This window comes from Stenotrophomonas sp. AS012628 (assembly GCF_010608305.1).
Lineage (GTDB): Bacteria > Pseudomonadota > Gammaproteobacteria > Xanthomonadales > Xanthomonadaceae > Stenotrophomonas > Stenotrophomonas geniculata.
In genome coordinates, this window is the sequence record NZ_VMBJ01000030.1 from 19,266 (window position 1) to 44,547 (window position 25,282).

20 protein-coding genes are annotated in these 25,282 nt (G+C 65.6%); 11 read left to right on the forward strand and 9 right to left on the reverse strand.

Translation table 11 applies throughout. From position 1 onward, the window contains the following. Nucleotides 1-62: 62 nt before the first annotated feature. Genes G5A07_RS13855 through prmB form a run of 3 tightly spaced genes read right to left on the reverse strand, consistent with a single transcriptional unit; the run spans nucleotide 63 to nucleotide 3,122 of the window. Entirely contained in the window at nucleotides 63-1,100 is a 1,038-nt protein-coding gene (locus tag G5A07_RS13855) for a D-glycerate dehydrogenase (protein ID WP_010483047.1), read from the reverse strand. After that, the gene (gene aroC / locus G5A07_RS13860) at nucleotides 1,093-2,196 is read right to left on the reverse strand and encodes a chorismate synthase (protein WP_010483045.1); all 1,104 of its coding nucleotides are present in this window, start codon (nucleotides 2,194-2,196) and stop codon (nucleotides 1,093-1,095) included. The genes G5A07_RS13855 and aroC overlap by 8 nt, the downstream gene beginning before the upstream one ends. After that, nucleotides 2,193-3,122 (reverse strand): 50S ribosomal protein L3 N(5)-glutamine methyltransferase, encoded by a 930-nt coding sequence (gene prmB, locus G5A07_RS13865; protein WP_049470635.1) that lies wholly within the window; start codon nucleotides 3,120-3,122, stop codon nucleotides 2,193-2,195. Before prmB ends, aroC begins: the two co-directional genes overlap by 4 nt. Before the next feature lie 122 nt (nucleotides 3,123-3,244). Between prmB and G5A07_RS13870 the strand changes: the two genes are divergently transcribed. Both G5A07_RS13870 and asd read left to right on the forward strand, forming a co-directional pair. Further along, nucleotides 3,245-3,895, forward strand: a complete 651-nt coding sequence (locus G5A07_RS13870; RefSeq protein ID WP_010483041.1) for an SCO family protein — start codon at nucleotides 3,245-3,247, stop codon at nucleotides 3,893-3,895. After that, nucleotides 3,892-4,734 (forward strand): archaetidylserine decarboxylase, encoded by an 843-nt coding sequence (gene asd, locus G5A07_RS13875; RefSeq protein ID WP_019336666.1) that lies wholly within the window; start codon nucleotides 3,892-3,894, stop codon nucleotides 4,732-4,734. Before G5A07_RS13870 ends, asd begins: the two co-directional genes overlap by 4 nt. Nucleotides 4,735-4,864: 130 nt before the next feature. Here asd and G5A07_RS13880 read toward each other — a convergent pair whose 3' ends face one another. Together G5A07_RS13880 and G5A07_RS13885 are read right to left on the reverse strand one after the other, a co-directional pair. Beyond that, nucleotides 4,865-5,212 (reverse strand): ribonuclease E inhibitor RraB, encoded by a 348-nt coding sequence (locus G5A07_RS13880; RefSeq protein WP_010483037.1) that lies wholly within the window; start codon nucleotides 5,210-5,212, stop codon nucleotides 4,865-4,867. A gap of 23 nt (nucleotides 5,213-5,235) precedes the next feature. Continuing rightward, nucleotides 5,236-6,840 carry a transglycosylase SLT domain-containing protein gene (locus G5A07_RS13885; protein WP_099560512.1) on the reverse strand — a complete coding sequence of 535 codons (1,605 nt, stop codon included), beginning with the start codon at nucleotides 6,838-6,840 and terminating at the stop codon, nucleotides 5,236-5,238. A 122-nt stretch (nucleotides 6,841-6,962) separates the two neighbouring features. Here G5A07_RS13885 and G5A07_RS13890 point away from each other — a divergent pair, with 122 nt between their 5' ends. Both G5A07_RS13890 and greB read left to right on the forward strand, forming a co-directional pair. Beyond that, a complete protein-coding gene (locus G5A07_RS13890) occupies nucleotides 6,963-8,468 on the forward strand; it encodes a helicase HerA-like domain-containing protein (RefSeq protein ID WP_191863468.1) in 1,506 nt (501 codons plus the stop codon). Between the two features lie 81 nt (nucleotides 8,469-8,549). Beyond that, on the forward strand, nucleotides 8,550-9,056 hold the full coding sequence (greB, locus tag G5A07_RS13895) for a transcription elongation factor GreB (RefSeq protein WP_019336668.1): 507 nt from the start codon (nucleotides 8,550-8,552) through the stop codon (nucleotides 9,054-9,056). A gap of 87 nt (nucleotides 9,057-9,143) precedes the next feature. On the opposite strand, the gene G5A07_RS13900 is transcribed toward greB, so the two are convergent. Then, nucleotides 9,144-9,983, reverse strand: a complete 840-nt coding sequence (locus G5A07_RS13900; RefSeq protein WP_191863469.1) for a DUF3025 domain-containing protein — start codon at nucleotides 9,981-9,983, stop codon at nucleotides 9,144-9,146. Beyond that, the gene (gene rimO, locus G5A07_RS13905) at nucleotides 9,980-11,341 is read right to left on the reverse strand and encodes a 30S ribosomal protein S12 methylthiotransferase RimO (RefSeq protein WP_019338604.1); all 1,362 of its coding nucleotides are present in this window, start codon (nucleotides 11,339-11,341) and stop codon (nucleotides 9,980-9,982) included. The genes G5A07_RS13900 and rimO overlap by 4 nt, the downstream gene beginning before the upstream one ends. Before the next feature lie 203 nt (nucleotides 11,342-11,544). Between rimO and G5A07_RS13910 the strand changes: the two genes are divergently transcribed. From G5A07_RS13910 to G5A07_RS13920, 3 genes are read left to right on the forward strand one after another with little or no spacing between them, the layout of a single operon-like run. Beyond that, on the forward strand, nucleotides 11,545-12,216 hold the full coding sequence (locus G5A07_RS13910) for a dienelactone hydrolase family protein (RefSeq protein ID WP_010483025.1): 672 nt from the start codon (nucleotides 11,545-11,547) through the stop codon (nucleotides 12,214-12,216). Next, the gene (locus tag G5A07_RS13915; RefSeq protein ID WP_010483023.1) at nucleotides 12,213-12,635 is read left to right on the forward strand and encodes an HIT family protein; all 423 of its coding nucleotides are present in this window, start codon (nucleotides 12,213-12,215) and stop codon (nucleotides 12,633-12,635) included. The genes G5A07_RS13910 and G5A07_RS13915 overlap by 4 nt, the downstream gene beginning before the upstream one ends. Nucleotides 12,636-12,650: 15 nt before the next feature. Beyond that, a complete protein-coding gene (locus G5A07_RS13920) occupies nucleotides 12,651-12,818 on the forward strand; it encodes a DUF5668 domain-containing protein (RefSeq protein ID WP_005418011.1) in 168 nt (55 codons plus the stop codon). Between the two features lie 75 nt (nucleotides 12,819-12,893). On the opposite strand, the gene dcd is transcribed toward G5A07_RS13920, so the two are convergent. Further along, a complete protein-coding gene (gene dcd, locus G5A07_RS13925) occupies nucleotides 12,894-13,466 on the reverse strand; it encodes a dCTP deaminase (protein ID WP_010483020.1) in 573 nt (190 codons plus the stop codon). 77 nt (nucleotides 13,467-13,543) lie between these two features. Further along, complete coding sequence (gene apbC, locus G5A07_RS13930; RefSeq protein ID WP_026347084.1) at nucleotides 13,544-14,398, reverse strand: iron-sulfur cluster carrier protein ApbC; 855 nt, start codon at nucleotides 14,396-14,398, stop codon at nucleotides 13,544-13,546. A 214-nt stretch (nucleotides 14,399-14,612) separates the two neighbouring features. Between apbC and G5A07_RS13935 the strand changes: the two genes are divergently transcribed. The 4 genes from G5A07_RS13935 to G5A07_RS13950 all read left to right on the forward strand — a co-directional run bounded on the left by G5A07_RS13935 (nucleotide 14,613) and on the right by G5A07_RS13950 (nucleotide 25,250). Continuing rightward, a complete protein-coding gene (locus G5A07_RS13935; protein ID WP_010483016.1) occupies nucleotides 14,613-17,402 on the forward strand; it encodes a TonB-dependent receptor in 2,790 nt (929 codons plus the stop codon). 308 nt (nucleotides 17,403-17,710) lie between these two features. Then, a complete protein-coding gene (locus G5A07_RS13940) occupies nucleotides 17,711-20,728 on the forward strand; it encodes a TonB-dependent receptor (protein ID WP_049482143.1) in 3,018 nt (1,005 codons plus the stop codon). Nucleotides 20,729-20,918: 190 nt separating this feature from the next. After that, nucleotides 20,919-23,021, forward strand: a complete 2,103-nt coding sequence (locus tag G5A07_RS13945; RefSeq protein ID WP_191863470.1) for a M13-type metalloendopeptidase — start codon at nucleotides 20,919-20,921, stop codon at nucleotides 23,019-23,021. Nucleotides 23,022-23,243: 222 nt separating this feature from the next. After that, nucleotides 23,244-25,250 carry a M13 family metallopeptidase gene (locus G5A07_RS13950; RefSeq protein WP_010483006.1) on the forward strand — a complete coding sequence of 669 codons (2,007 nt, stop codon included), beginning with the start codon at nucleotides 23,244-23,246 and terminating at the stop codon, nucleotides 25,248-25,250. The last annotated feature ends 32 nt before the right edge of the window (nucleotides 25,251-25,282 follow it).

The following is a 25,282-nucleotide window of genomic DNA, read 5'->3' on the forward strand; positions in this document are numbered from 1 at the left end:
GAAGAAACACGCACGACAGCTGGGTTCGGGGAACCTCCTCAAGCGGGGCGCGCGGAGGTTCCCTATCGTTTCCCGGTTTTTTTGCCCAGAGTCACGCGCGCGGCCATCGCCGCGTCAGCGTTGATCGCGCTCGGCATGCGCGACAGGCCGCCGTCCAGGCCGAGCCCGGCAACCAGATTATCCACGGCCAGCTGTACCATCGCCGTGCGCGTGGCCAGCGAGGCGCTGCCGATATGCGGAGTCAGCACGACATTGCGCAGCGCCAGCAGTTCGGGGCGCACCTTCGGCTCGCCTTCGTACACATCCAGGCCCGCTGCGGCAAGGCGACCGTTGGCCAGCGCATCGGCCAGCGCGATCTCATCAACCAGGCCACCACGGGCGATGTTCACCAGCGTCGCCGACGGCTTCATCTTCGCCAGCGCGACGGCATCGATCAGATGGTGCGAGGCCGGCGTGTACGGCAGCACCAGCAGCAGGTGGTCGGACTGTGCCAGCAGCGTATCCAGGTCCACATAGGTGGCGCCCACTTCCGCTTCGGTCGCGGCCGGCAGCTGCGAGCGGTTGTGGTACAGCACCTTCATGCCGAACCCGTGTGCACCGCGGCGGGCAATGCCCTGGCCGATGCGGCCCATGCCGAGGATGCCCAGCGTGCTGCCGTGGATGTCGGCACCGAGCATGGTCTGGAACGACCACTGCTGCCACTGCCCTTCGCGCAGCCAGCGCTCGGATTCAGTGATGCGGCGTGCAGTGGCCATCAGCAACGCGAAGCCGAGATCGGCGGTGGTCCCGGTCAGGACGTCCGGCGTGTTGCTGGCGAGAATGCCGGCGGCGCTGAGCGCGTCGACATCCAGGTTGTTGTAGCCGACGCCGACATTGGCGATCACCTGCAGCTGTGCGGCGTCGGCCACCTGGGCCGCACCAATGCGCTCGTTGAGCGTGATGATGGCGCCGTCGGCGCTGGCCAGCTGTTCGGCGATCTGATCGGGCGACCAGGCGGTGACAGTGTCGGTGCTGCGCAGCTGTACGCGATCGCGCAACGGCGCGATGGCCGCGTCGATCAGCGGCTGGCTCACCCACACCGTCGGCCGCGTGTCAGCCATCGATCTGCCCGGGAATGCGCGGGGTGATCGTGCCGACATCGCCACACTGCGCGCGATGACGCAGCGCCTGGTCCATCAGCACCATCGCCACCATCGCCTCGGCGATCGGGGTGGCACGGATGCCGACGCAGGGATCATGGCGGCCGGTGGTGACCACCTCGACCACGTTGCCGGCCGTGTCCAGCGACGGGCCCGGCAGGCGCAGGCTGGAGGTCGGCTTCAACACGATCGAGGCGACCACCGGCTGGCCGGTGGAAATGCCACCGAGGATGCCGCCGGCATGGTTGCTGGCGAAGCCCTGCGGGGTCAGCAGGTCACGGTGCTCGGTGCCCTTCTGCGCTGCGCTGGCGAAACCGTCGCCGATCTCCACACCCTTCACCGCGTTGATGCTCATCAGCGCAGCGGCCAGTTCGCCATCGAGCTTGCCGTAGATCGGCTCGCCCCAGCCCGGCGGCACGTTGTCGGCGACCACGTCCACGCGCGCACCGACCGAATCACCGGACTTGCGCAGCGCATCCATGTACGCCTCCAGTTCCGGCACCTGTGCGGCGTGCGGCCAGAAGAACGGATTGTCTTCCACCGCCGACCAGTCGAAACCGGCCGGCGTGATGTCGCCCAGCTGCGACAGGTAGCCACGCACGGTCACGCCGAAGCGCTCGGCGAGCCACTTCTTGGCGACCACGCCGGCGGCCACGCGCATGGTGGTCTCGCGTGCCGAGGAACGGCCGCCACCGCGCGGGTCGCGGATGCCGTACTTGTGCCAGTAGCTGTAGTCGGCATGACCCGGCCGGAACTGCTGGCCGATGTTGGCGTAGTCCTTGCTGCGCTGGTCGGTGTTTCGGATCAGCAGCGCGATCGGAGTGCCGGTGGTCAGGCCCTCGTACACGCCGGACAGGATCTCGACCTCATCGGCTTCGCGACGCGCCGAGGTGTGCCGGCTCTTGCCGGTTGCGCGACGCTGCAGGTCGTGGGCGAATTCGGCCGCGTCCAGCGCCAGCCCCGGCGGGCAGCCATCGATCACGCAGCCGATGGCCGGCCCGTGCGACTCGCCGAACGTGGTGACGGTGAACAGCTTGCCGAACGAATTGGAGCTCACGGGCGCTGCGCCGCCAGTTCGGTGATGCGGGCGCTGTGGGCGATCAGCTCGCGGCATTCGACCGCGAAGATGCCCATCTGGCCGACCTTGAATTCGATCCAGGCGAAATCGACTTCCGGCAGCAGCTTGACCAGATGCTGTTCGGACTCGCCCACTTCACAGATCAGCAGACCGTCTTCGCTCAGGTGCAGCGGCGCGTCACGCAGGATCTTCAGCACCAGGTCCAGTCCGTCGTCGCCGGCACGCAGGCCCATTTCCGGCTCGTAGGAGTACTCCTGCGGCAGGGCATCGGTCTCGTCGTTGGTGACGTACGGCGGGTTGGTGACGATCAGGTCGTAATGGCGGCCGGTCAGGCCGTTGAACAGGTCCGACTTGATCAGGGTGACGTTGTGCGCCTGCAGGCGCTCCTTGTTCTCTTCAGCCAGCGACAGCGCGTCGTCGCTGAGGTCGACGCCATCCACTTCCCAGTTCGGGTAGTAATGGCCCATGGCGATGGCGATGCAGCCCGAACCGGTGCAAAGATCCAGCGCGCGGCTGACATCGCGGCCGGCCAGCCACGGCTCGAAGCCGCATTCGATCAGTTCGGCGATCGGCGAACGCGGCACCAGGGCGCGCTTGTCGCTCTTGAAGCTCAGGCCGGCGAACCAGGCCTCACCGGTCAAGTAGGCGGCCGGGATGCGTTCATCGATGCGACGCTGGAACAGTTCCAGCACGCGCAGCTTTTCGGCCTGCAGCAGGCGCGCCTGGCCATAGGCCGGGCCCAGATCGTGCGGCAGGTGCAGGCTGTGCAGCACCAGCTGGGTGGCCTCGTCCAGCGCATTGTCGTAGCTGTGACCGAAGGTCAGCCCGGCTTCGTTGAAACGGCTGGTGCCGTAGCGGATCAGATCGATGATCGTGTGGAGTTCGGCGGCCGTTTCAGCGGTCATGGCGGTACTGCGGGCAAAGTGGCCCCCGATTATAGGGGCTGGCGCCCGCGGCGGCATCCGTTGCGGCAGAAACGATCGGGCCGCAGCCGGTATGATGGAGCCCACTTCGCGCGGGGGCTCCCATGTTCAATCGCAACGCCGGCATCATCCTGCTGATCGCCCTGGCGGCGGGCCTGGGCCTGCTGGCCGCCCAGCAGGTGTTCGCGCCGAAGCCACCGGCCAACGCCCCGGCCACCGAAGCGATCACGCTGTACCCGCAGCCGCGCGAACTGCCCGACTTCAACCTGGCCCAGTCCGACGGCACCCGCCTGATTCCGGGCGAGCTGAAGGGCCACTGGACCCTGGTGTTCCTGGGCTTCACCTTCTGCCCCGACGTCTGCCCCACCACTCTGGCCGAGCTGGCCGGCGCGCAGAACCAGTGGGAGGCCCTGCCCGACAGCCTGCGCCCGCGCGTGCTGTTCATCTCGGTCGACCCGGACCGTGACAGCGCCACACGCCTGGGCGAGTACGTGCACGGCTTCCACAAGGACACCCTGGCCGCCACCGCCGATATCCCGTCGCTGGAGCGCTTTGCCACTTCGCTGGGTTTCGTGTTCCAGAAGGTGCCGGGCAAGCACTTCGACGAGAACCCTGAGGATTACACCGTCGAGCACTCGGCCAGCCTGGCCGTGCTCGACCCGCAGGGCCGCCTTGCCGGCCTGGTGCGGCCCCCGTTCAACGCGCCGGCCATTGCCCGCGACCTGCAGAAGCTGACCGAGAAAACCGCCCCATGAGCCTCACCACCGCCCTGACGTACGCCCTGCCCCACCGCCTGCTGTCCTCGATGGCGCGTTCGCTGGCGTACTCGGACGATCCGCGCGTGTCGCGCTGGCTGATCGACACCGTCACCCGCAAGTTCAACGTCAACCTGGACGAAGCGGCCAACCCGGACCCGCGCAGCTATGCCACCTTCAACCAGTTCTTCACGCGTGCGCTGAAGCCGGGGGCGCGCGTGGCCGATGCCGATCCGCGCAGCCTGGTGATGCCGGCCGACGGCCGCATCAGCCAGCTGGGGAAGATCGAGGCCGGCCGGATCTTCCAGGCCAAGGGCCAGTCGTTCACCGCCGCCGAACTGCTGGGCAGCGACGAAGACGCCAAGCCGTACAACGACGGCCTGTACGCCACCGTGTACCTGTCGCCGCGCGATTACCACCGCGTGCACATGCCGTGGACCGGCACCCTGCGCGAGACCGTGCACGTGCCGGGCCGCCTGTTCAGCGTCGGCCCGGCCGCGGTGAACGGCGTGCCGCGCCTGTTCGCCCGCAACGAGCGCCTGGTCTGCCACTTCGATACCAGCTTCGGCCCGATGGTGAGCGTGATGGTCGGTGCACTGCTGGTGTCCGGCGTGGAGACCGTATGGAGCGGTGAGGAGATCCCGGCCTACGGTGACCGCATCACCCGCAAGGATTACCGCGGCCAGGGCATCCAGCTGGAGCGCTTCGCCGAGATGGCGCGCTTCAACTACGGTTCGACCGTGATCGTGCTGCTGCCGCCGGGCGTGGCCGAGTTCGCGCCGCAGCTGGGCGCCGAAAGCCCGGTGCAGCTGGGCCAGGCACTGGCGACGCTGCGCTGACAAAAAGGGGACGGAGGGGATTGAGTCGTTTATGCATCAACGACTCAATCCCCTCCGTCCCCTTTTCCATGCCATGCGTGGAGGGAATCAACGGAATACCGGCCAGCGGCCGGCACGACCGGCATGCGCGTTACTGCAGGGCCGGGGCTGGACCTACGTCCATGCCGTCGTAGTCTTCCACGCCCTTCTCCGCGGCCAGCGCCGCGAACTCCTGGTTGCGACGGTCCAGCGAGGCTTCGTCGTGAATCTCCACACGCTCCACATGCAGCACGTGGAACGGCGCGTCGCCTTCTTCCGGCTCCTGCTCGAACAGTTCCACGAAGGAGTAGCCCTGCGCCTGCAGATGGTCAGCCAGTACCTGCAACGGCTCAGCAGTGGAATGCACGAAGAAATACCCCCACAGCAACGGGCCGGTGATGTCCCAGTCGGTGTTTTCGCGGAGGTTGGCGAACAGGTTGCGGGTGTCTTCGAGGTCCATGCGGATTCCAGGGGTCGGGAGGATTACTTGTCGCAGCCCTGCAGCTTCAGCGTCTGGCCGTGGCGCAGGCTGTAGGCCGGGGCCTTCAGGCCGTTGGCGCGGGCCAGGGTCGGCACGTCGCACTGGAATTTCGCGGCGATGGCGCCCAGGGTCTCACCCCGGCCCACCTTGTGGCTGCGCACCGGCTTCGGCCGTGCCGGCGGGCGCGGCGTAGCTACCGGAGCGGCCGGTGTGGTCGGCACGCTGGTGGACGCGGCGGCATCGGCCACCGGCACCACACCGCCCACGGCCACGCTGCCGGTGTAGCTGGCAGCGGTCGGACGCTTGATCGCTGCGTTCAGATCGGCGGTGATCAGCGTGCGGGCCAGATCGGCACGCGGGCCGCTGACGCAGTTGCGCTGGTACAGGCCGGCGATGCGGGTGGTGGCATTGATCAGCGTGCCGGCCGGAATCCAGCCGTCGGCTTCATAGCGCGGGTTGAGGTTGCGCAGCGCGCGCATGTAGCCATCGCGGGTGCCGTGGCTGCCCAGGCAGATGGTCAGTTCGTAGATGGTAGTGGACTTGGCCAGGCGCAGCGTGGCCGGCTGCGCGCTGATCTTCGGGAATTCCACGCCGTACTGCTGCGGGTGCAGGAAGATCCAGGCGGCGGCGATCACCATCGGCACGTAGTCCTTGGTCTCGCCCGGGAACTGGTTGTAGACGCTGTCGGTCCAGAAGCTCTGGCCAGCACTCTGCTTGAACACGCGCGCGGCACGGCCTTCACCACCGTTGTAGGCGGCCACCGACATTTCCACGTTGTTGTTCAGCTCGCGTAGACGCTCGTTGAGGTAACTGGCGCTGGCCTCGGCGGCGCTGCGCGCGTCAAAGCGCGTATCGAAGCCGGTGCCGTCCGGGCCGAGGCCGAAGCGGCGACCGGTGGCCGGCATGAACTGCATCAGGCCGGCGGCGCCGGCGCGCGAGGACGCATGCACGCGGCCGTTGGACTCCTTGGCCATGATGCCGAACAGCAGCGCCTCGGGCAGGCCGCGCTTCTCCCACTCCGGCCACATCACCGCACGCAGGTTCTGGTAGTTCTCGTAGCTGGTCAGCAGCGCGGGACGCATGTCGGTCAACCAACGGCGGATGCCGGCCTGCACGGCCGGGTTGTACTCGACCATGCTGTCGAAGGCATGCCGCTTGTCGTTGAGCAGCGCGGCGGCGCGCGCGGCCTCCGGCACGTCGGCGGTGAGCGGGCCGATATGGTCGGGGTCGGCTTCCAGGCGGTCACCGCCCTCGTCGGCCACGTCGTCGCTGGCAGCGGCATCAGCGTCGTGCTTGAGCAGGCGCTTGTAGCTGGCAAGCAGGGTGCCCATCTGGCAGCCCTTCTGCTTCACGCAGTCGTTGAGGACATCTTCCATGTCTTCCAGCGCGGCATCGGCCTCGTTGCTGCCCTTGGGGTCGGCATTGGCGACCAGCAGCAGGGCGTCGCTGTAACGCTTTTCGGCGACGGTCATGCGCTGCTGCAGCGCATCCACCTTCACCTTGTCCCGGGCCGAAACCCGCTGCGCATGGGCGTCGGGCGCCAGGGAAACCAGGCCGGCCAGGGCCAGCAGCGGCCAACCGCGGGAAATCAGGACAGGAACGGGCATTGATGGCACTGTGTGCGAAACAGGCAGGCAGAGTAGCGGCGCCGCCAAGGTCCGGGCAAGCCGACCTTCGGCCCGTCACCGCCGGCGGTTAACATTGGGCTATTCACCACAAGGGCTGGACCATGGATCCGATTCTGCTCGGCAAAGGCATTACCGACGATATTGCCGTCACCCTGCTGCCGAAACTCGGCAACCGCCACGGCCTGGTGGCTGGCGCCACCGGCACCGGCAAGACGGTCACCCTGATGACCCTGGCCGAGGGCTTCTCGCGGCTGGGCGTGCCGGTGTTCCTGGCCGATGTTAAGGGCGATGTGTCCGGCCTGGCTGTTCCCGGCACCGGTGCCGAGAACCTGCTGACGCGTGCTGCCGAGATCGGCGTGGCCGACTATGCGCCGGCCGCCAGCCCCACCATTTTCTGGGACCTGTACGGCAAGCTCGGCCATCCGGTGCGCACCACGGTCAGCGAGATGGGCCCGACCCTGCTGGCGCGCATCCTCGAGTTGAACGACACCCAGTCCGGCGTGCTCGACATCGTGTTCAAGCTGGCCGACGACCGTGGCCTGCTGCTGCTGGACATGGATGACCTGCGCGCCCTGCTCGGCCTGGTGGCCGAGGAGCGCAAGGACATCTCCACCGAGTACGGCCTGGTCAGTGCGCAGTCGATCGCCGCGATCCAGCGTTCGGTGCTGCGCCTGGCGCAGGATGGTGGCGAGAATTTCTTCGGCGAACCGGCGCTTGAGCTGGCCGACATCATGCGGGTCAATCACGACGGTCGCGGCGTGATCGGCATCCTCGCCGCCGACCAGCTTGTGCTCAAGCCCAAGCTGTATTCCACCTTCCTGCTGTGGCTGCTGTCGGAGCTGTTCGAGCAGCTGCCGGAGGTGGGCGACCTGGACAAGCCGAAGCTGGTCTTCATCTTCGACGAGGCCCACCTGCTGTTCGACGACGCACCGCCGTCGCTGGTGCAGCGCATCGAGCAGGTGGTGCGCCTGATCCGCTCCAAGGGCGTGGGCGTGTATTTCTGCTCGCAGTTCCCCGACGACGTGCCGGGCAACATCCTCGGCCAACTGGGCAACCGCGTGCAGCACGCGTTGCGTGCGTTCACCCCGCGCGACCAGAAGGCGGTGAAGACCGCGGCCGAAACCTTCGTACCCAATCCGAAACTGGACGTGGTGAAGGTACTGAGCCAGCTCGGCACCGGTGAAGCGCTGGTATCCACCCTGCAGGACAAGGGTGTGCCGATGCCGGTGCAGCAGACGATGATCGCGCCGCCGCGCTGCCGGATGGGACCGATCACCGAGACCGAGCGTACCCAGGTGCGTGCCGGCAGCCCGGTCGGCAGTCGTTACGACACCGCGATCAACCGTGAATCGGCCACCGAGCTGCTGGCCCAGCGCGCGCAGAAGACGGTCGAGCAGGCGCAGGCGCCGTCCGCCCGCAGCCGCGAGCAGGACGAAGCGCAGGAAGGCGGTTTCGGCCAGGCGATCAAGGATGCGATTTTCGGCACCAAGCGCCGCCAGGGCATGATCGAGACGATGGCCAAGCAGACCACGCGCACGGTCGGCACCAAGCTGGGCAACCAGATCGTGCGTGGCCTGTTGGGCGGCATCTTCGGCGGCAAGCGCTGATTCACCGCCACTGGCGGTCAGAGCTCTTTCCACGGGAAAGGGCTCCGACCCCATCGTTCCCCTGAAAAGAAGTCTTACCGCATGTCCCGTTGGCGTCCCCCCGCAGAAAAAAGCACTGCCCTGATCACCGCCTCCGGCCACGCACGGCTGAAGGCCGAACTGGATGACCTGTGGCGGGTGCGCCGCCCCGAGGTGGTGAAGGCACTGGCCGCAGCCGCCGCAGAAGGCGATCGTTCGGAAAACGCCGAGTACACCTACCGCAAGAAGCAGCTGGGCGAGATCGACCGTCGCGTGCGCTACCTGACCAAGCGATTGGAATCGCTGCGCGTGGTCGACACCACGCCGACCGATCCGCAGGCGGTGTTTTTCGGCGCGTGGGTGGAACTGGAGAACGTGGACAGTGGCGACACCAGCCGCTATCGCATTGTCGGCCCGGACGAGACCGATGCAGGCCTGGGTTGGATCAGCATCGATTCGCCGCTGGCACGTGCGCTGCTGAAGAAGCGGCTGGATGATGAATTCTCGGTGGAACTGCCCGGCGGCCAGTTCACCTTTGCGGTAATCGGGGTGGAATACGAGCCTGTGTAGCGTCGAGCATGGCTCGACTGCCTGCCCTTTGTAGAGCCGAGCCCATGCTCGGCTGATAGGCAAACGCAGCCGAGCATGGGCTCGGCTCTACAACGGCAACCCCACCAGCGGCAACGGATACTGGCGACCGGCACGCAGCGGGCGGAAATAATCGGCATTGCGATAGAAGGCGGAATCCTGCACGCCATGCCAGCCGGGAATACCGGCCAATGGCAGGGGCCGCAGCTGCAGCGGATCGGTCACTGCCCTGCCCTCGGCGATGGCCGCGGTCACTGCGTCAACGCAGGCATCATCGACTTCGTCGCGCACCACCACGCACTTGCCCACCAGACGGCGTTCCGGCAGCAGCGCCTGCTCCATCAGCGCGTGCCCGAATACCGCAGCGATGGCGATGTCTCCGCTCAGCCAGTGCGCTGGCTCGAACAATGCATGCCAGTCATGCCCATCCCACGCACGCATAAACGAGTCATCGCGCACGCGCACGATCACGCCGGTCTCGTCGAACTGGGTCAACGCGGCCTGCGCACGGTTGCGCTGGCCCGGCGGCATCGCCTCGATATGCCGGCACTGCTGCACGTTGAGGGCCTGCTTGAGCTGCGGGTAACGGGCCCACACCAGTGCATTGAACAGGTCGTGCCAGTTGTCGGCGCGGGTGGCGATAAGCCCCTGCGCGATGCGGGCTTCGTAGTGCAGGCCGTCAGCCAGCAGCGCGGCATCCTGCTCGACCAGGTGCTTGCCGGGCAGCGTGAGGCGTGCCTCGAGCGCTGCAATGGACGGCCACTCCGGGCCTTCCAACAGATCACGAACGTCGCGCAATCCGGCAAACACCGGGTGCGCGAACACTTGCGGATCGACCGCCGCACGCGGCGGCGGCACGAAGCGGCGGACACCGCTGCCGTCACCGGCGGCGGTCGTCGCTGTGGTCACAGCATCTTGAGATCGAATGCCGGGCGGGTAGCGGCCGGCAGCGCGTCACCGTACAGGTCGTGCTCGTCGCTCTCGGTGATTTCCACGTCGACGAACTCACCCACGCGCAGCGGCACCTGGTCGGCATTCTGGATGTGCACCAGGCCGTCGATCTCCGGGGCATCGGCCTTGGAGCGGGCCACGGCGATATCGCCTTCGATGGCGTCGACCAGGCACTGCTGCACGGTGCCGATCTTGGCTTCCAGGCGTGCCGCGGAAATCCGCGCCTGCTTTTCCATGAAACGGGCCAGGCGCTCCTGCTTCACTTCCTCCGGTACCGCATCGGGCAGGTCGTTGGCGGTGGCGCCTTCCACCGGCGAATAGGCGAACGCACCGACGCGGTCCAGCTGCGCTTCGTCGAGGAACGACAGCAGCTCTTCGAACTCGGCCTCGGTCTCGCCCGGGAAGCCAACGATGAAGGTCGAACGCACGGTGATGTCCGGGGCGATACGGCGCCAGTTCTGTACGCGCTCCAGGGTCTTCTCGACCGCGCCGGGGCGCTTCATCAGGCGCAGGATGCGCGGGCTGGCGTGCTGGAACGGAATGTCCAGGTACGGCAGGATGCGGTTCTCGGCCATCAGCGGCACCACCTCGTCCACGTGCGGGTACGGGTAGACGTAGTGCATGCGCACCCACGCATCCAGCTCGGACAGGCCTTCGCACAGCGCCTTCAGGCGGGTCTGGTAGGCCTTGTTGCGCCACATCTTCTCGGCGTACTTCACGTCCACGCCATAGGCCGAGGTGTCCTGCGAAACCACCAGCAGCTCGCGCACGCCGCCCCGCACCAGGCGCTCGGCTTCGCGCAGCACCTCATCCACCGGGCGCGAGACCAGCTTGCCACGCATCGACGGGATGATGCAGAAGCTGCACTTGTGGTTGCAGCCCTCGGAAATCTTCAGGTAGGCGTAGTGGCGCGGGGTCAGCTTGATGCCGTAGTCGGGCACCAGGTCCACGAACGGATCGTGCTTGGGCGGCAGCGCTTCATGCACCGCTTCCATCACGCTCTGGTAGTCCTGCGGGCCGGACACCGCCAGCACGTTGGGGTACGCCTCGCGGATCTGCTCCGGGCGCTTGCCCAGGCAGCCGGTGACGATGACCTTGCCGTTCTGGTTCATCGCCTCGCCGATCGCGTCCAGCGATTCGGTCACTGCCGAATCGATGAAACCGCAGGTGTTGACCACCACCACGTCGGCCGAATCGTAGGACGGCACGATGTCGTAGCCTTCCGAGCGGAGCTGGGTAAGGATGCGTTCGGAATCGACAAGGGCCTTCGGGCAGCCAAGGCTGACGAAGCCGACTTTGGGGTTCAGCTGGGACATGGAATCGCGGGACTCTGGGGGCCTGGGCCCCTGCCGTCGTGGCAGGGGTTCCTGGGGGCCGGGGCCTGAAAGGGCGCCAGTATACCGGGGTTGGCGGCCGCGCTCTGAATGGCCAGCCGCCCGATCCCGCACAGCCGCTGACATCGCGCTAACCCACGCTGCACCGACAATGCCGTTCTGTTCCCCACAACGAGATGGAAACGATGGCCGAGTGGATCACCCTGGATACGCATCACGGCCCGGTACGGGCCTGGCAGGCCCTGCCGGAGGGCACCCCGCGTGGCGGGCTGGTGGTGGTGCAGGAAATTTTCGGCGCCAACCCGCACATCCGCGGCGTAGCGGAGCGCTTCGCGGCCGAAGGCTACGCGGTGCTGGCGCCGTCGTTCTTCGACCTGGTCGACGGTGCAGAAGCCGATCCGGATGCCCTGCCCTATGACGCCGAAGGCGTGAAGCAGGGCCTGGAACGGGTGACCGAACTGGGCATGGAGAAGGCGCTGGAGGTCGTGCGTGCAGCCGCCACCCGGCTGGCGCCCCAAGGCAAGGTCGGCACGGTGGGCTACTGCTGGGGCGGCACGGTGGCGATGCTGTCGGCCCTGCGCCTGGGCCTGCCCTCGGTCAGCTATTACGGTGCGCGCAATGTCCAGTTCCTGGATGAGACGCCCAAGGCCCCGGTGATCTTCCACTTCGGCGCCCAGGACAAGAGCATCCCGCCGGAGGCGGTCCAGGCCCATCGCGAGAAGCTGCCGCAGATGGCCACCTTCGTCTATCCGGCCGACCACGCCTTCAACCGGGAGGTCGGACATGCGTATGATCCAGACAGCGCCACCCTGGCGCTGCAACGCACCCTGGACTTCTTCTCGGAGCATCTTGGATGAGCGATTTCGAACTCGATTCACGCCTGGCCACCGATAGCGTGCTGGTGGCCGAAGGACCGTTGTCGCAAGTGCGGCTGATGAACGACGAACGATTCCCCTGGCTGGTGCTGGTACCGCGCTTGGCCGGGGTGACCGAGTGGATCGAGCTGGACGGCGAGCAGCAGGACAAGCTGCGCACCGAGCTCAACCGCGCCTGCAAGGCCCTGAAGGGCGCCGACGGGGTGGAGAAGATCAATATCGGTGCGCTGGGCAACATCGTGCGCCAGCTGCATTTCCATGTGATCGGCCGCCATGACGGCGACCCCGCGTGGCCGGGCCCGGTCTGGGGCAGCGGCCCCGCGCACCGCTACGAGCCGGGTGCGCTGGACCAGCATGTCGCCTACTGGAAGGAACGGCTAGGATATCCAGCCCAGTCCTGAGCGTTTGCCGACCCGATGCGATTCAACCTCGTTGCCGCCGTCCTGCTGATCCTGATCGGCCTGTTCATGCTCGCCAGCAACCTGGGCTGGACGCACCTGAACCTGTCCAAGCTGCTGCTGACCTGGTGGCCGGTGGCATTGGTGGGTGTCGGCATCGCGATGCTGTTCGGTCGCGGGAAATAAAGAAGGCGGCGCATTGCGCCGCCTTCCTTCATGTAGAGCCGAGCCATGCTCGGCTTCACAAATCGCCTGCAATCTTCAGGTCCGCGGCAGCGTCACGCCGGTCTGGCCCTGGTACTTGCCGCCACGATCGCGGTACGACGTCTCGCAGATGTCGTCGGCGGCCGCCTGGAAGAACAGCATCTGCGCTACGCCTTCATTGGCGTAGATGCGCGCCGGCAGCGGCGTGGTGTTGCTGAATTCCAGGGTCACGTGCCCTTCCCATTCCGGTTCCAGCGGGGTCACGTTGACGATGATGCCGCAGCGCGCGTAGGTGCTCTTGCCCAGGCACACCACCAGGGTGTCGCGCGGGATGCGGAAGTACTCCACGGTGCGCGCCAGCGCGAAGCTGTTGGGCGGGATGATGCATTCATCGCCGACGATATCGACGAAGCTGCCCGGATCGAAGTGCTTGGGATCGACGATGGTCGAGTTGATGTTGGTGAACACCTTGAACTCGCGCGAGCAGCGCACGTCGTAGCCGTAGCTGGAGGTGCCATAGCTGACGATGCGCTCGCCGTTGGCCTGCTTGACCTGCCCGGCCTCGAACGGCTCGATCATGCCGTGCTGCTCGGACATGCGGCGGATCCAACGGTCACTCTTGATGCTCATGCTTTGTCCTGGGGTACGAGGGGGCGCGAGGATTCTAGCAGGGGGCCGGGCGTCGCCGGCGGCCCCTGCCCGGGCACTTACAGCAGCGACGACAGGATCGGGATCGAGGCACGCGGACGCTTGCCAACCTCCTCGATCAGGCGCTGCGCGGCATGGCGGTAGGCCTGGGCCGGGACCGAATCCGGCTGGGCCACGGTGATCGGGGTACCGGAATCGCCCTGCTCGCGGATGCCGATCTGCAGCGGCAGCGAACCGAGCAACGGCACGCCGTACTGCGCGGCCATGCGCTCGCCGCCGCCCTCGCCGAACAGGTGCTCGACATGCCCGCAGCTGCTGCAGGTATGCACCGCCATGTTCTCGACGATGCCCAGCACCGGCACCTCGACCTTCTCGAACATCTTCAGCGCCTTCTTCGCGTCCAGCGTGGCGATGTCCTGTGGCGTGGTGACGATCACCGCACCGGCCAGCGGGATCTTCTGGGTCAGGGTCAGCTGGATGTCGCCGGTGCCCGGCGGCAGGTCGATCAGCAGGTAGTCCAGGTCGTCCCACAAGGTGTCGTTGAACAGCTGGGTCATCGCCGAGGTGGCCATCGGCCCACGCCAGATCATCGGCGTGTCCTCTTCGATCAGGTAGCCGATCGACATGGTGTCGACGCCGAACGCACGCAGCGGCTCGATGCTCTTGTTGTCCGGGCTTTCCGGACGGCCGGACAGGCCCAGCATTGCCGGCACGCTGGGGCCATAGATGTCGGCATCGAGCACGCCCACGCGCGCGCCGAGCTGCTGCAGCGCCACGGCCAGATTGACCGCGGTGGTCGACTTGCCGACGCCGCCCTTGCCCGAACCAACCGCGATCACATTGCGGATGCGGGCATGCGGCGTGAGTCCCTTCTGGACCTGGCTTGCATGGGGACGGCGGGGAGAACTGTTCACAACGAGCACCGGCGGGGTCAGGGGGAATAACCGAGCATCATACAAGCTGGACGTAACCTGACTGAAATTCAGGATTGCTACAGATTCGTGCACAGATTGTTAAGTTCATGTTACGTTCGACCCGCACTGTTTTGGGCTGCGGAGCTGGCATTTCCAGCCCGCGCGATGGCGCATGCGCAGTGCCGTTTTTGTTTTTGCTCTCCAATGGAACTACATGAACTACGTAAGCAACACCGCACGTCGCAACACGCTCGCCGTCGCCCTGATTTCCGCTCTGATGGCCGCCGCCCCGGCAATGGCCCAGGACAAGGCGACCAACCTGGACAAGATCACCGTCACCGGTTCGCTGATCCCGCAGACCCAGGTTGAAACCCAGACCCCGGTGATGTCCATCACCGCCGAAGACATCCAGACCCGCGGCTTCAGCAGTGTTGCTGAAGTGCTGCAGCAGTCGTCGCTGACCACTGGCGGCCTGCAGGGCGGCCAGACCTCGGGTTCGTTCACCCAGGGCGCCGAAGCCGCCGGCATGTTCGGCCTGAATCCGGGCTACACCAAGTACCTGATCAACGGCCGCCCGATGCTCTCGTATCCGGCGCTGTACAACGGCAGCGAAACCTTCAACAACATCAGCGGCATTCCGATCGACATCGTCGAGCGCATCGAAGTGCTGCCGGGCGGCCAGTCCTCGCTGTACGGCTCGGACGCGATCGCCGGTGTGGTCAACATCATCCTGAAGGAGCGCATGGACGGCGGCACCATGACCCTCCGTGGCGGCACCTACACCGAAGGCGGCGGCAGCAACATCCGCTTCAGCGCTGCCAAGGGCATCAACGCCTTCGACGACCGCTTCCATGCGCTGTTCAACGTGCAGATCGAGAACGGCAGCCCGATCTGGGGCTACCAGCGCGACATCACCCGCCAGAACAACCCGGTCGGCTACACCGCCCAGGTTCCGTCGAACGACTTCGCCGTCATCACCAACGCTGACAACAAGCTGCTGATGATGGACCCGAGCCGTTGCGCCAACGTCGCCGGGCTGTATGACGGCACCACCGTGGTCGGCCAGCGCGCGTCGGGCGAGTCCTGCGGTTCGGTGTACAGCGCCGGCTACAAGACCCTGAAGAACGGCAAGAACAGCGGCCAGTTCTACTCGTCGATGACCTTCGACGTGAACGACAACTTCCAGCTGTTCGCCGACGTGCTGTACAGCAAGGAAAAGACCGAGTTCACCTCCGGCTCGAGCGCCCTGTGGTGGGGCACCAAGTCGGTCATGGGCGGCTTCTACGACCAGGGCCTGGGCAAGGTCGTGAACCTGCAGCGCGCCTTCGCGCCGGAAGAAATCGGCCCGGGCCACTACAACAACATCATGAACTCCGACGAAAGCCGTGCCTACCAGGTCACCCTGGGCGGCAAGGGCATGGTCGGCGACTGGGACTACAGCGCCAGCTTCACCCGTGGCGAGTACCGCCTGGACCAGAACCGCTTCGTGCGCTGGAAGGACAAGATCGAAGACTTCTTCGGCCAGACCGTGCTGGGCCCGCGCCTGGGCACCTCGGCTGGCGGCTTCGGCATCTACAACCCGGACTATGCGGCCTTCTACTCGCCGATCACCCCGGACCAGTTCGCCAGCTTCACCGGCTACGGTACCCACCGCAGCAAGACCTGGCAGAACCTGGGTCGCGTGCAGGTGACCAACGGCTCGCTGTTCAGCCTGCCGGGCGGTGATGCCGGCCTGGCCGTCGTGCTGGAAGGTGGCAGCGAAGGTTGGGATTACTCGCCGGACCAGGCGTTCGTTGATGGCAATGTGTGGGGCACCACCGCCGTCGCCGGCGCCGGCCACCGCAGCAACTACGCGGTCACCAGCGAACTGCGCATGCCGCTGCACGACACCCTGACCGTCAGCGCCTCGGGCCGCTATGACGCCTTCAAGATCGCCGACAAGACCGTCGACAAGGCCACCTACAGCATCGGCCTGGAATTCCGTCCGATCGAGAGCCTGCTGCTGCGCGGCAAGTACGGTACCGCCTTCCGCGCACCGACCCTGTCCGATGCCTTCCAGGGCATGAGCGGTTCGTACTCGTCCGGCCAGAACGACTACTACCGCTGCAGCCAGATGGGTTACGGCCTGCGTGATGAGGCCTGCTCGTTCTACAAGAACACCTCGGTGTACAGCGAAAAGTCCGGCAACCCGGACCTGAAGCCGATCACCGCCGATGTCTGGAGCGCAGGTGTGGTGTGGGCCCCGGTCAGCAACTTCTCGCTGTCGGCCGACTACTACAACTGGAAGATCAAGAACGAGGTCAAGACCCTGAGCTCGGACCAGCTGCTGCTGGCCGAGTACCAGTGCCACAACGGCCTGCCGAACAACACCTCGGCCAGCTGCGGTGACGTGACCAACTGGATATCCCGCGACGCCGGTGGCAACCTGACCCGCGTATACACGCCGAAGCTCAACGTTGCCAGCCAGAACCTGGAAGCGGTGACCGTGGCGGCCAAGTACCAGCAGGATATCGGCCGCTTCGGCTCGCTGATGTTCTCCGGCAACTACACCAACATGCTGAAGCGTGAAGTGCAGCCGATGCCGGGCGCCGCCAAGCTCGACCTGCTGAGCGACCCGTACAACATGTGGTACTACGACAACTTCGCCAAGGTCCGCGGCGATCTGTCGGTGGCCTGGAACATCGCCAAGTTCACCACCACCGTGTACGCCAACTACGTCGGCAGCACCCCGAACTACCTGGCCTACACCGGCCGCAGCTACGGCTACGTCCACTCCTCCGGCGCCAAGGCCGGCAAGTGGGGTTCGTACACCACGTACAACCTGAGCATGAACTACCAGGCACAGGAAGATCTGGTCCTGTCGCTGATGGTCAACAACGTGTTCAACAAGCTGCCGGAAGGTCAGCGCTACAACTACCCGGGCAACGAATCGACCCCGTTCAACGACGGCTTCTACAGCGTCTACGGCCGCCAGATCTCGGCCCAGGTCAAGTACAACTTCTGATCCCGTCGTTTTCCGGACTCCGTGTCTGGACCAGGCCCCGCTTCGGCGGGGCCTTTTTTTTGGCCAGTCAACCTGTCTCGCTGCGCAAAGGCACCCCATTCCGCCCATTCATCTTCAACTCATAAAGACTGAACATGCACATCACGAATGAGACCAAGCTACCGAATTCATTGCACTTTCAAGTCCAACGAATGCATATTTCGAGACATAGAGTAACGCGAACCTCCATTTTTCGTTAAGCCCGTGTTAGGTTCGATGAACCACAGGCCTACACATGAACGCCGCTGTAACGCCTGAATGGAATCAGCATGCTTCAGTCAACAAGGGGATCCACTACGATGACCAAGACCCGTACACCCGGCCGCCACCCGCTGACCAGCGCTCTGCTCGTCGGCCTGCTTGCAGCGAGCTCGGCACCTGCCTTCGCGCAGGAAACCAATTCCAACCCGGTCGATCTTGACCGGGTCAGCGTGACCGGCTCGCGCATCGCGCGTACGGGCTTCGTGACATCCTCGCCGGTTACCGCCATCACCGCCGAAGAAATCCGCCAGACCGGCGCGCTGACCATCAGCGACCTGATGAACAAGATGCCGCAGCTGGCACCTTCGTTCACCCTCGGCAACTCCACTCGCTACATCGGTACCGCCGGCCTGGGCCTGATGGACCTGCGCGGCATGGGCTACGACCGTACCCTGGTGCTGGTCAACGGCCGTCGCCATGTCGGTGCCAATCCCGGCAGCACCGCGGTCGACGTCAACACCATCCCGGTGGAGTGGATCGAGCGCGTTGAAGTCATCACCGGCGGCGCATCGGCCATCTATGGCGCCGACGCCGTGGCCGGCGTGGTCAACTTCATCATGAAGAAGAACTACGAGGGCTTCGAGGCCCGCGCGCAGAAGGGTATTGCGGGCGAAGGCGGCTTCAATCGCGGCTTCGTGTCGGCTACCGCGGGCACCAATTTCGCCGACGGCCGAGGCAATGTCGCCGTGGCGGTCGAGTACAGCCAGCAGGATCGTTTCGGCCGTGGCGACCGTTCGATCGGTAAACGCTACGACGTGACCGTGCCCAATCCGAATTTCGATCGCACCAAGCCGCCGAGCGAGAGCAACCCGCAGACCGTCCTGGCCCGCCCGGGCGGCAACTACTCCACCTCCTACGGCGGTTCGTTCCAAGCCGGTGGCACGTTCGATTTCACCAAGCCCAACACCTACCAGTACCGCTATCACTTCAATCCGGATGGCAGCTTCAGCCGCAACCGTTTCGATGGGCCAGTGGTCAGCCCTTCCTCGTGCGTCAACTGTGACTTCACCGATCTGAACGCTGTTGCCGACCTGCAGCCGAAGTTCGACCGCCTGAGCGTCAACACCGTCGCCCACTTCGACCTGAACGACAAGCACCGCCTGTTCTTCGAAGGCAAGTACACCAAGACGGAATCGACCTTCTTCGGCCAGCCCGCTTTCGACAACACCATCCGCATCCGTCGCGACAATGCTTTCATCAGCCCTGAGCTGGGCGCCCTGATGGATGCCAACGGTCTGACCCAGCTGCAGATCGCCCGATTCAATGTCGACGCGGGCCGCCGCGGCGAGGAAGTCAAGCGCGAGACCAAGCGCTTCGTCTTCGGCGTGGAAGGCATGTTCGGTGACAACTGGAGCTACGAGGCCTCTGGCAACTATGGCGAGACCGAGATCAACCGCGTCAACGTTAACAACCGCATCAACGAGCGCTGGCAGGCCGGTCTGGACGCAGTCCGCGATTCCAGCGGCAAGATCGTCTGCCGTGTCGACCGCGATGCCAATGCCACCAACGCCAATGCCGGTGGCCGCGCTTACAACCGCGACCTGATCGGTTCGGGCTGCATTCCCTTCAGCATCTTCGGTGATGGCGCTGTGCCGCAGAATGCGGCCGACTGGTTCAATACCCGTTCGCACTACTTCGGCAAACTGCAGCAGACCGTGTTCAGCGCGTCGGTGAGCAACAACGCGCTGTTCTCGCTGCCGGCCGGTGATGTCGGCATTGCGGCCGGCGCCGAGTACCGCAAGGAGAAGAGCCAGGAGCGTACCGATCCGCTGGCAGCCTCCGGTGCCACCTTCCTCAACGCCATCAACGGCGGTGGCGGTTCGTACAACGTCAAGGAAGTGTTCGCCGAAACCAACATCCCGCTGCTGGCCGACATCCCGGGCATCCGCCGCCTGTCGCTGGATCTGGCTGGCCGCTATTCGGACTACAACACCATCGGTTCGACCAAGACCTGGAACGTCGGCCTGGACTGGGAAGTGATCCCGTCACTGCGCGTTCGCGGTACGTTGGCCAAGGCCATCCGCGCACCCAACATCGGCGAACTGTATGACGAGCAGTCGCAGAACTTCGCGACCATCGCCGACCCCTGCAACACCAACGCCACCAATTCGAACCGTCCGGGCACCGCTGGCGATCCGGCCCTGCGCGCCGCCAACTGCGCGGCTCTGGGCATTCCGGCAAACTGGGTTGACTCGTACAGCGCCAACCGTCCAGGCGTCAGCGGCGGCAATCCGAACCTGAAGCCGGAGCGCGCCGAGTCCACCTCGATTGGTTTCGTCTGGCAGCCGGAGTTCTTCGAAGGCTTCGGCATGTCGGTCGACTACTGGCGTATCACCCTGAAGGACGCTATCGGTGCGGTCAACGCCCAAACCCTGGCAACCCGCTGTGTCGATTCGCCGGGGGGCATCAACAACGCCTTCTGCGGCAACATCAAGCGCGCGCCGGTGGGCGGTGCGGTCGGTGCGAACGGTGCTGAGTTCCCGGCATACAGCATCTACGACTGGACTGCGATCGCAGAGAACCTGGCCAAGAGCCGTCGTACCGGCATCGACCTGGAAATGAACTACGACTTCGGCATGTTTGGTGGCCACACCAACCTGCGCCTGGTCGGCACCCGCCTGCTGGAATCGCGTGAGTGGGAGTTCCAGGACTTCCCGAACGAATACAAGGAACGTTCGAACTACGTGACCAACCCGCGCTGGCGTGGCCAGTTCACCGCCAAGTACACGCTGGGCAACTTCCGCGCCAGCTGGGACATGGTGTACATCCACCGCAACCTGCGCGTGTTCCCGGAGAGCTACAACAGCAATCCGGGTTCGCAGAGCCCGATCTGGAACCCGTCGTTCACCTATCACAACATGCAGGTCGGCTACAAAATGGCTGACTCCGGCGTAGAGGTGTACCTGGGCGTGGACAACGTGTTCGACAAGGATCCGCCGGTCAACTACTTCGGCGCGGACCTGGGCTCGGCGTACTACGACAACGTCGGCCGCTTCATGTACATGGGCGTCAACTACAAGTTCTGATCCATCCACACTTGCAGCACCCCGACAGACCCGGCTTTTGCCGGGTCTGTCTTTTCCGGGCCACGAAACGGCCCCCTTGCGCCCGGCCATGACCTTCGACACCCTTGCAGGGCAGGCCGGCGGCGTATCGTTCGGCCCACGGCCGTCCCCGCGGCCCTTCCCTGACTCACTCGGCCTGGAGGCCATCAAAGTGACCCGTACTCCCAAGATCGTGCTGCTGACCCTGGCCGTTTCGGCCGCGCTGGTCGGCTGCGGCAAGAACGAAACCCCGGCCAAGGACGCCACCGCCTCCACGCCGGCTGCCGCCGAAGCCACCAATTACACGCTGGACGAAAGCAAGCTGCCGGCCTACAACGCCTTCCAGCCCAGCGATCTGGATAACAGCAAGGACGCCTGCGGCGCCTTCGGCGACTACGTGAACAGCAAGTGGCTGGCCGCCAATGAAATTCCGGGCGACCGCACCAGCTGGGGCGCATTCACCATCCTCGACGAGCGTTCGGTGGCCGTGCAGCACCAGCTGGCTGAACAGGTCGCGCAGGTCAAGAACCCGAACCACATCGAGAAGATCGTCGGCGACCTGTGGGCCACCGGCATGGACGAGGCCAAGATCAATGCCCAGGGCATCGAGCCGCTGAAGGCCGACCTGACGGCGATCGACGGTCTGCAGGACAAGGCGGCCATCGCCGACTACCTGCGCAGCAGCGCGGCCAAGGGTGACAACGTCCTGTTTGGCTTCGGCGCCGAAGCCGACTTCAAGAACTCGGCCGTCAACCTGGCCTACGCCAGCCAGGGCGGCCTCGGCCTGCCGGACAGCACCTACTACACCGATGCCAAGAACGCCGACAAGCTGAAGGCCTACCAGGCGCACGTCGCCAAGGTGCTGGAGCTGTCCGGCGTCGCCGCTGCCGACGCTGCCAAGCAGGCCGAGGACGTGGTCAAGTTCGAGACCCGCCTGGCCAAGGCCTCCAAGTCGCGCGTCGAGCTGTCGCGCAACGTCGAGCTGTACTACAACCCGGTCACCCTGGCCGACGCCGACAAGCTGACCCCGAACTTCAGCTGGACCGAGTTCTTCAAGTCGCAGGGCGTGGCCGCACCGGAGAAGTTCTCGCTGGCCATGCCGGCCTTCCATGAGGAAGTGAGCAAGGCACTGGGCGACACCGATCCGTCGGTGTGGCGTGCCTACCTGCGCTTCCACACCGTGGACAGCGCCTCGCCGTACCTGGCCGACGCCTTCGTGCAGGAGAACTACGAGTTCTACGGCAAGACCCTCAACGGCCAGAAGGAACAGAAGCCGCGCTGGAAGCGCGTGCTGGGCACCATCGAGAACGATGCCGGCGAAGCCTTCGGCCAGCTGTACGTGAAGGTTGCCTTCTCGCCGGAAGCCAAGGCGAAGATGGAAGAGCTGGTGAAGAACCTGGCCGCCTCGCTGAAGGAACGCATCCAGGGCCTGAGCTGGATGAGCGATGAAACCAAGGCCAAGGCCATCGCCAAGTGGGAAACCTTCACCCCGAAGATCGGTTACCCGGACAAGTGGCGTGACTGGGCGGGCCTGCAGACCCAGCGCGACAGCTACCTGGGCAATGTGCGCGCTGCCAGCGAGTTCAACTACAAGTTCAACCTGTCCAAGATCGGCAAGCCGGTGGACAAGACCGAGTGGGGCATGACCCCGCAGACGGTCAACGCCTACTACAACCCGCTGCAGAACGAGATCGTGTTCCCGGCCGCCATCCTGCAGCCGCCGTTCTTTGACCCGAAGGCCGATGACGCGCTGAACTACGGCGGCATCGGTGCGGTGATCGGCCACGAGATGACCCACGGTTACGACGACCAGGGCGCACGCTTCGGGCCGACCGGCAACATGGAAGACTGGTGGACCGCCGCTGACAAGAAGAACTTCGAAGGCCTGACCGGCAAGCTGGTCAAGCAGTTCGACCAGTACAAGGTCGACGGCCAGGCCGTGAACGGCCACCTGACCCTGGGCGAGAACATCGCCGACCTGGGTGGCCTGGCTACCGCCTACGACGCGCTGCAGAAGGCCTCCGCCGGCAAGGAAGATGCAAAGGTCGATGGCTTCACCCGTGACCAGCGCTTCTTCTTCAACTGGGCTACCGTGTGGCGCACCAAGTACACCCCGGAAAACGCCAAGGTCCGCCTCGCGACCGACCCGCACGCGCCGGCGCAGTTCCGCGCCATGGGTGCGCCGTCGAACCTGCCGACCTTCGCCGCGGCATTCCAGTGCAAGGCCGGTTCGCCGATGGCCCGCACTGGCGAGCAGCAGGTGGTGATCTGGTAAGCCACGGCTGACGCCAAGGCAGACCTGCAGAGGCCCGGGAATTCCCGGGCCTTTGTTTTTCTGGGGTGTCTTTCATCCACGCATGGCGTGGATCTACTGATCCCGGCGCTCCCCGGTAGCTGCCGACCTTGGTCGGCGAATGCACCGCGACGCGTGCATGCCGCGTCGATGCCCGGCTTGCTATAGTGCGCGCGCCCTCAATCCATCACGGATTCGTTCCACATGCCCAACTTCCGTCCGCTTGCCATCGCCCTGGGCATCAGCCTGGCGACCCTGGTCCCGACCCACGACGCGTTCGCTGCCAAGAAAAAGGCTGCGCGTGCCCCGGCTGTCAGTGCCCAGTGCAGCGACTTCTATGACGCCACCAATGCAGGCTGGCTGAAGGCCAACCCGGTGCCGCAGACCGGCGCCACCACCGCGCTGGGCCAGCTTGTCGACCGCAGCCGCCAGCAGCAGCGTGAACTGCTCGACGCCGCGATGAAGGCGCCGCAGGGCAACGTGCAGAAACTGCTGGGTGACTTCTGGGCCAGCGGCCTGGACGAAGCCGCCGTGGAAGCAGACGGCTCCAACCCGATCGCCCCGCTGCTGACCCGCATCAATGCCATCAAGAAGGCCAAGGATGTGCCGGCCTCGATCGCCGCACTGCACCAGGTCGGCATCCCGGTGGCATTCAACTTCGGCCCGGACGTGGACCTGAAGGCGCTGGACCGCCACATCGGCTACTTCATGCAGGGCGGCATGGGCCTGCCGGACCCGGCGTTCTATACCCGCAGCGACGCCGACACCGTGGCGCTGATGGGCCGCTACCGCAACTACGTCAAGCAGATCCTGGCGCTGACCGGCACCCCGGCTGCCAAGCTGGATGCCGAGTCGCAGGCGGTGATCGCGCTGGAAACCGAGCTGGCACGCAATGCGCAGTCGCTGGCAGGCATCAACAACCCGTTCAACAACTACGCGCCGATCTCCACCAAGGAGCTCAACAGCCGCTACCGCAACCTGCAGCTGGATGCCTTCCTGAAGGCACAGGGCGTGGATGACGACCTGGTCTCGCTGGCCGACCCGGGCCTGTTCAAGCAGCTCGACGGCATGGTCACCAAGCTCAAGCCGGACCAGTGGAAGGCCTACCTGCGCTGGCGCGTGGGCGACTCGATGGCACCGTACCTGTCCAAGGCCTATCGCGACGCCGAGTTCGAATTCCGCGGCCGCGTGCTGCGTGGCGAAACCCTGCCGCCGCAGCGCTGGGAAGATGTGCTGGAGGCGATCAACGTGGCCGCCGGCCCGATGGTCGGTCGCGAGTACGCTGCCCGTTACCTGTCCGCCGAAGATCGCCGCCAGGCGGCGTGGATCGTCGACAAGGTGCGCGAAGTGCAGATCGAGGCGGTCAAGAACAGCAGCTGGATGAGCGCCGAAGCCAAGACCGAAGCGCAGGCCAAGCTGGCCGCGCTGAAGATCGAGATCGGCACCCCGCTGCGCGACCTCGACTACAGCGTGCAGCCGATGGGCCGCGGCTCGTTCGGCGGCAACATGCTGATTGCTTCGACCTGGCGCCATCGCGAAGAAATGAAGCGCATCGGCAAGGGCAACGCCGACCGTCGCTGGGACGTGCTGCCGCAGCAGCCGTCGCTGGCCTACGACCTGGCGCAGAACCGCCTGATCGTCACCGCCGCGATCCTGCAGGGCCCAGTGTTCAACGCCAAGGCCGATGCTGCCGACAAGTTCGGCAGCTTCGGTGGCCTGGTCGGCCATGAGCTGACCCGCGCGATCGATGCCAAGGGCGCGCTGGTCGACGCCAAGGGCGAGCTGCGCAGCTGGTGGACCCCGGCCGACAAGACCGCCTGGACCCTGCTCGGCAGCCGCGTGGCCGCGCAGTACAGCGCCTACGACTTCCCGGGCGTGAAGGGTGCCAAGGTCAACGGCACGCTCACCCAGGAAGAGAACCTGGCCGACATCGCTGGCCTGGAACTGGCCTGGGCGGCGTATGTCGCGCAGGAGCCGAAGGCCAAGCAGGCCCAGCAGCAGGGCTTCTTCCGCGCCTGGTCTGCGCTGTGGGCGCAGCAGTTGGCGCCGAACGAGGCCGTGCGCCGCCTGACCGCCGACATCCGTGCACCGGGCCTGTGGCGCAGCAACGGCACGCTGGCCAACCTGCCGGCCTTCGGTGCTACTTTCAGCTGCAAGGCCGGCCAGCCGATGCAGCGCAGCGAAGCCGAGCAGATCAAGGTCTGGCGCTGAGCTAACTGCTGCAACTGGTAATGCAGAGGGCG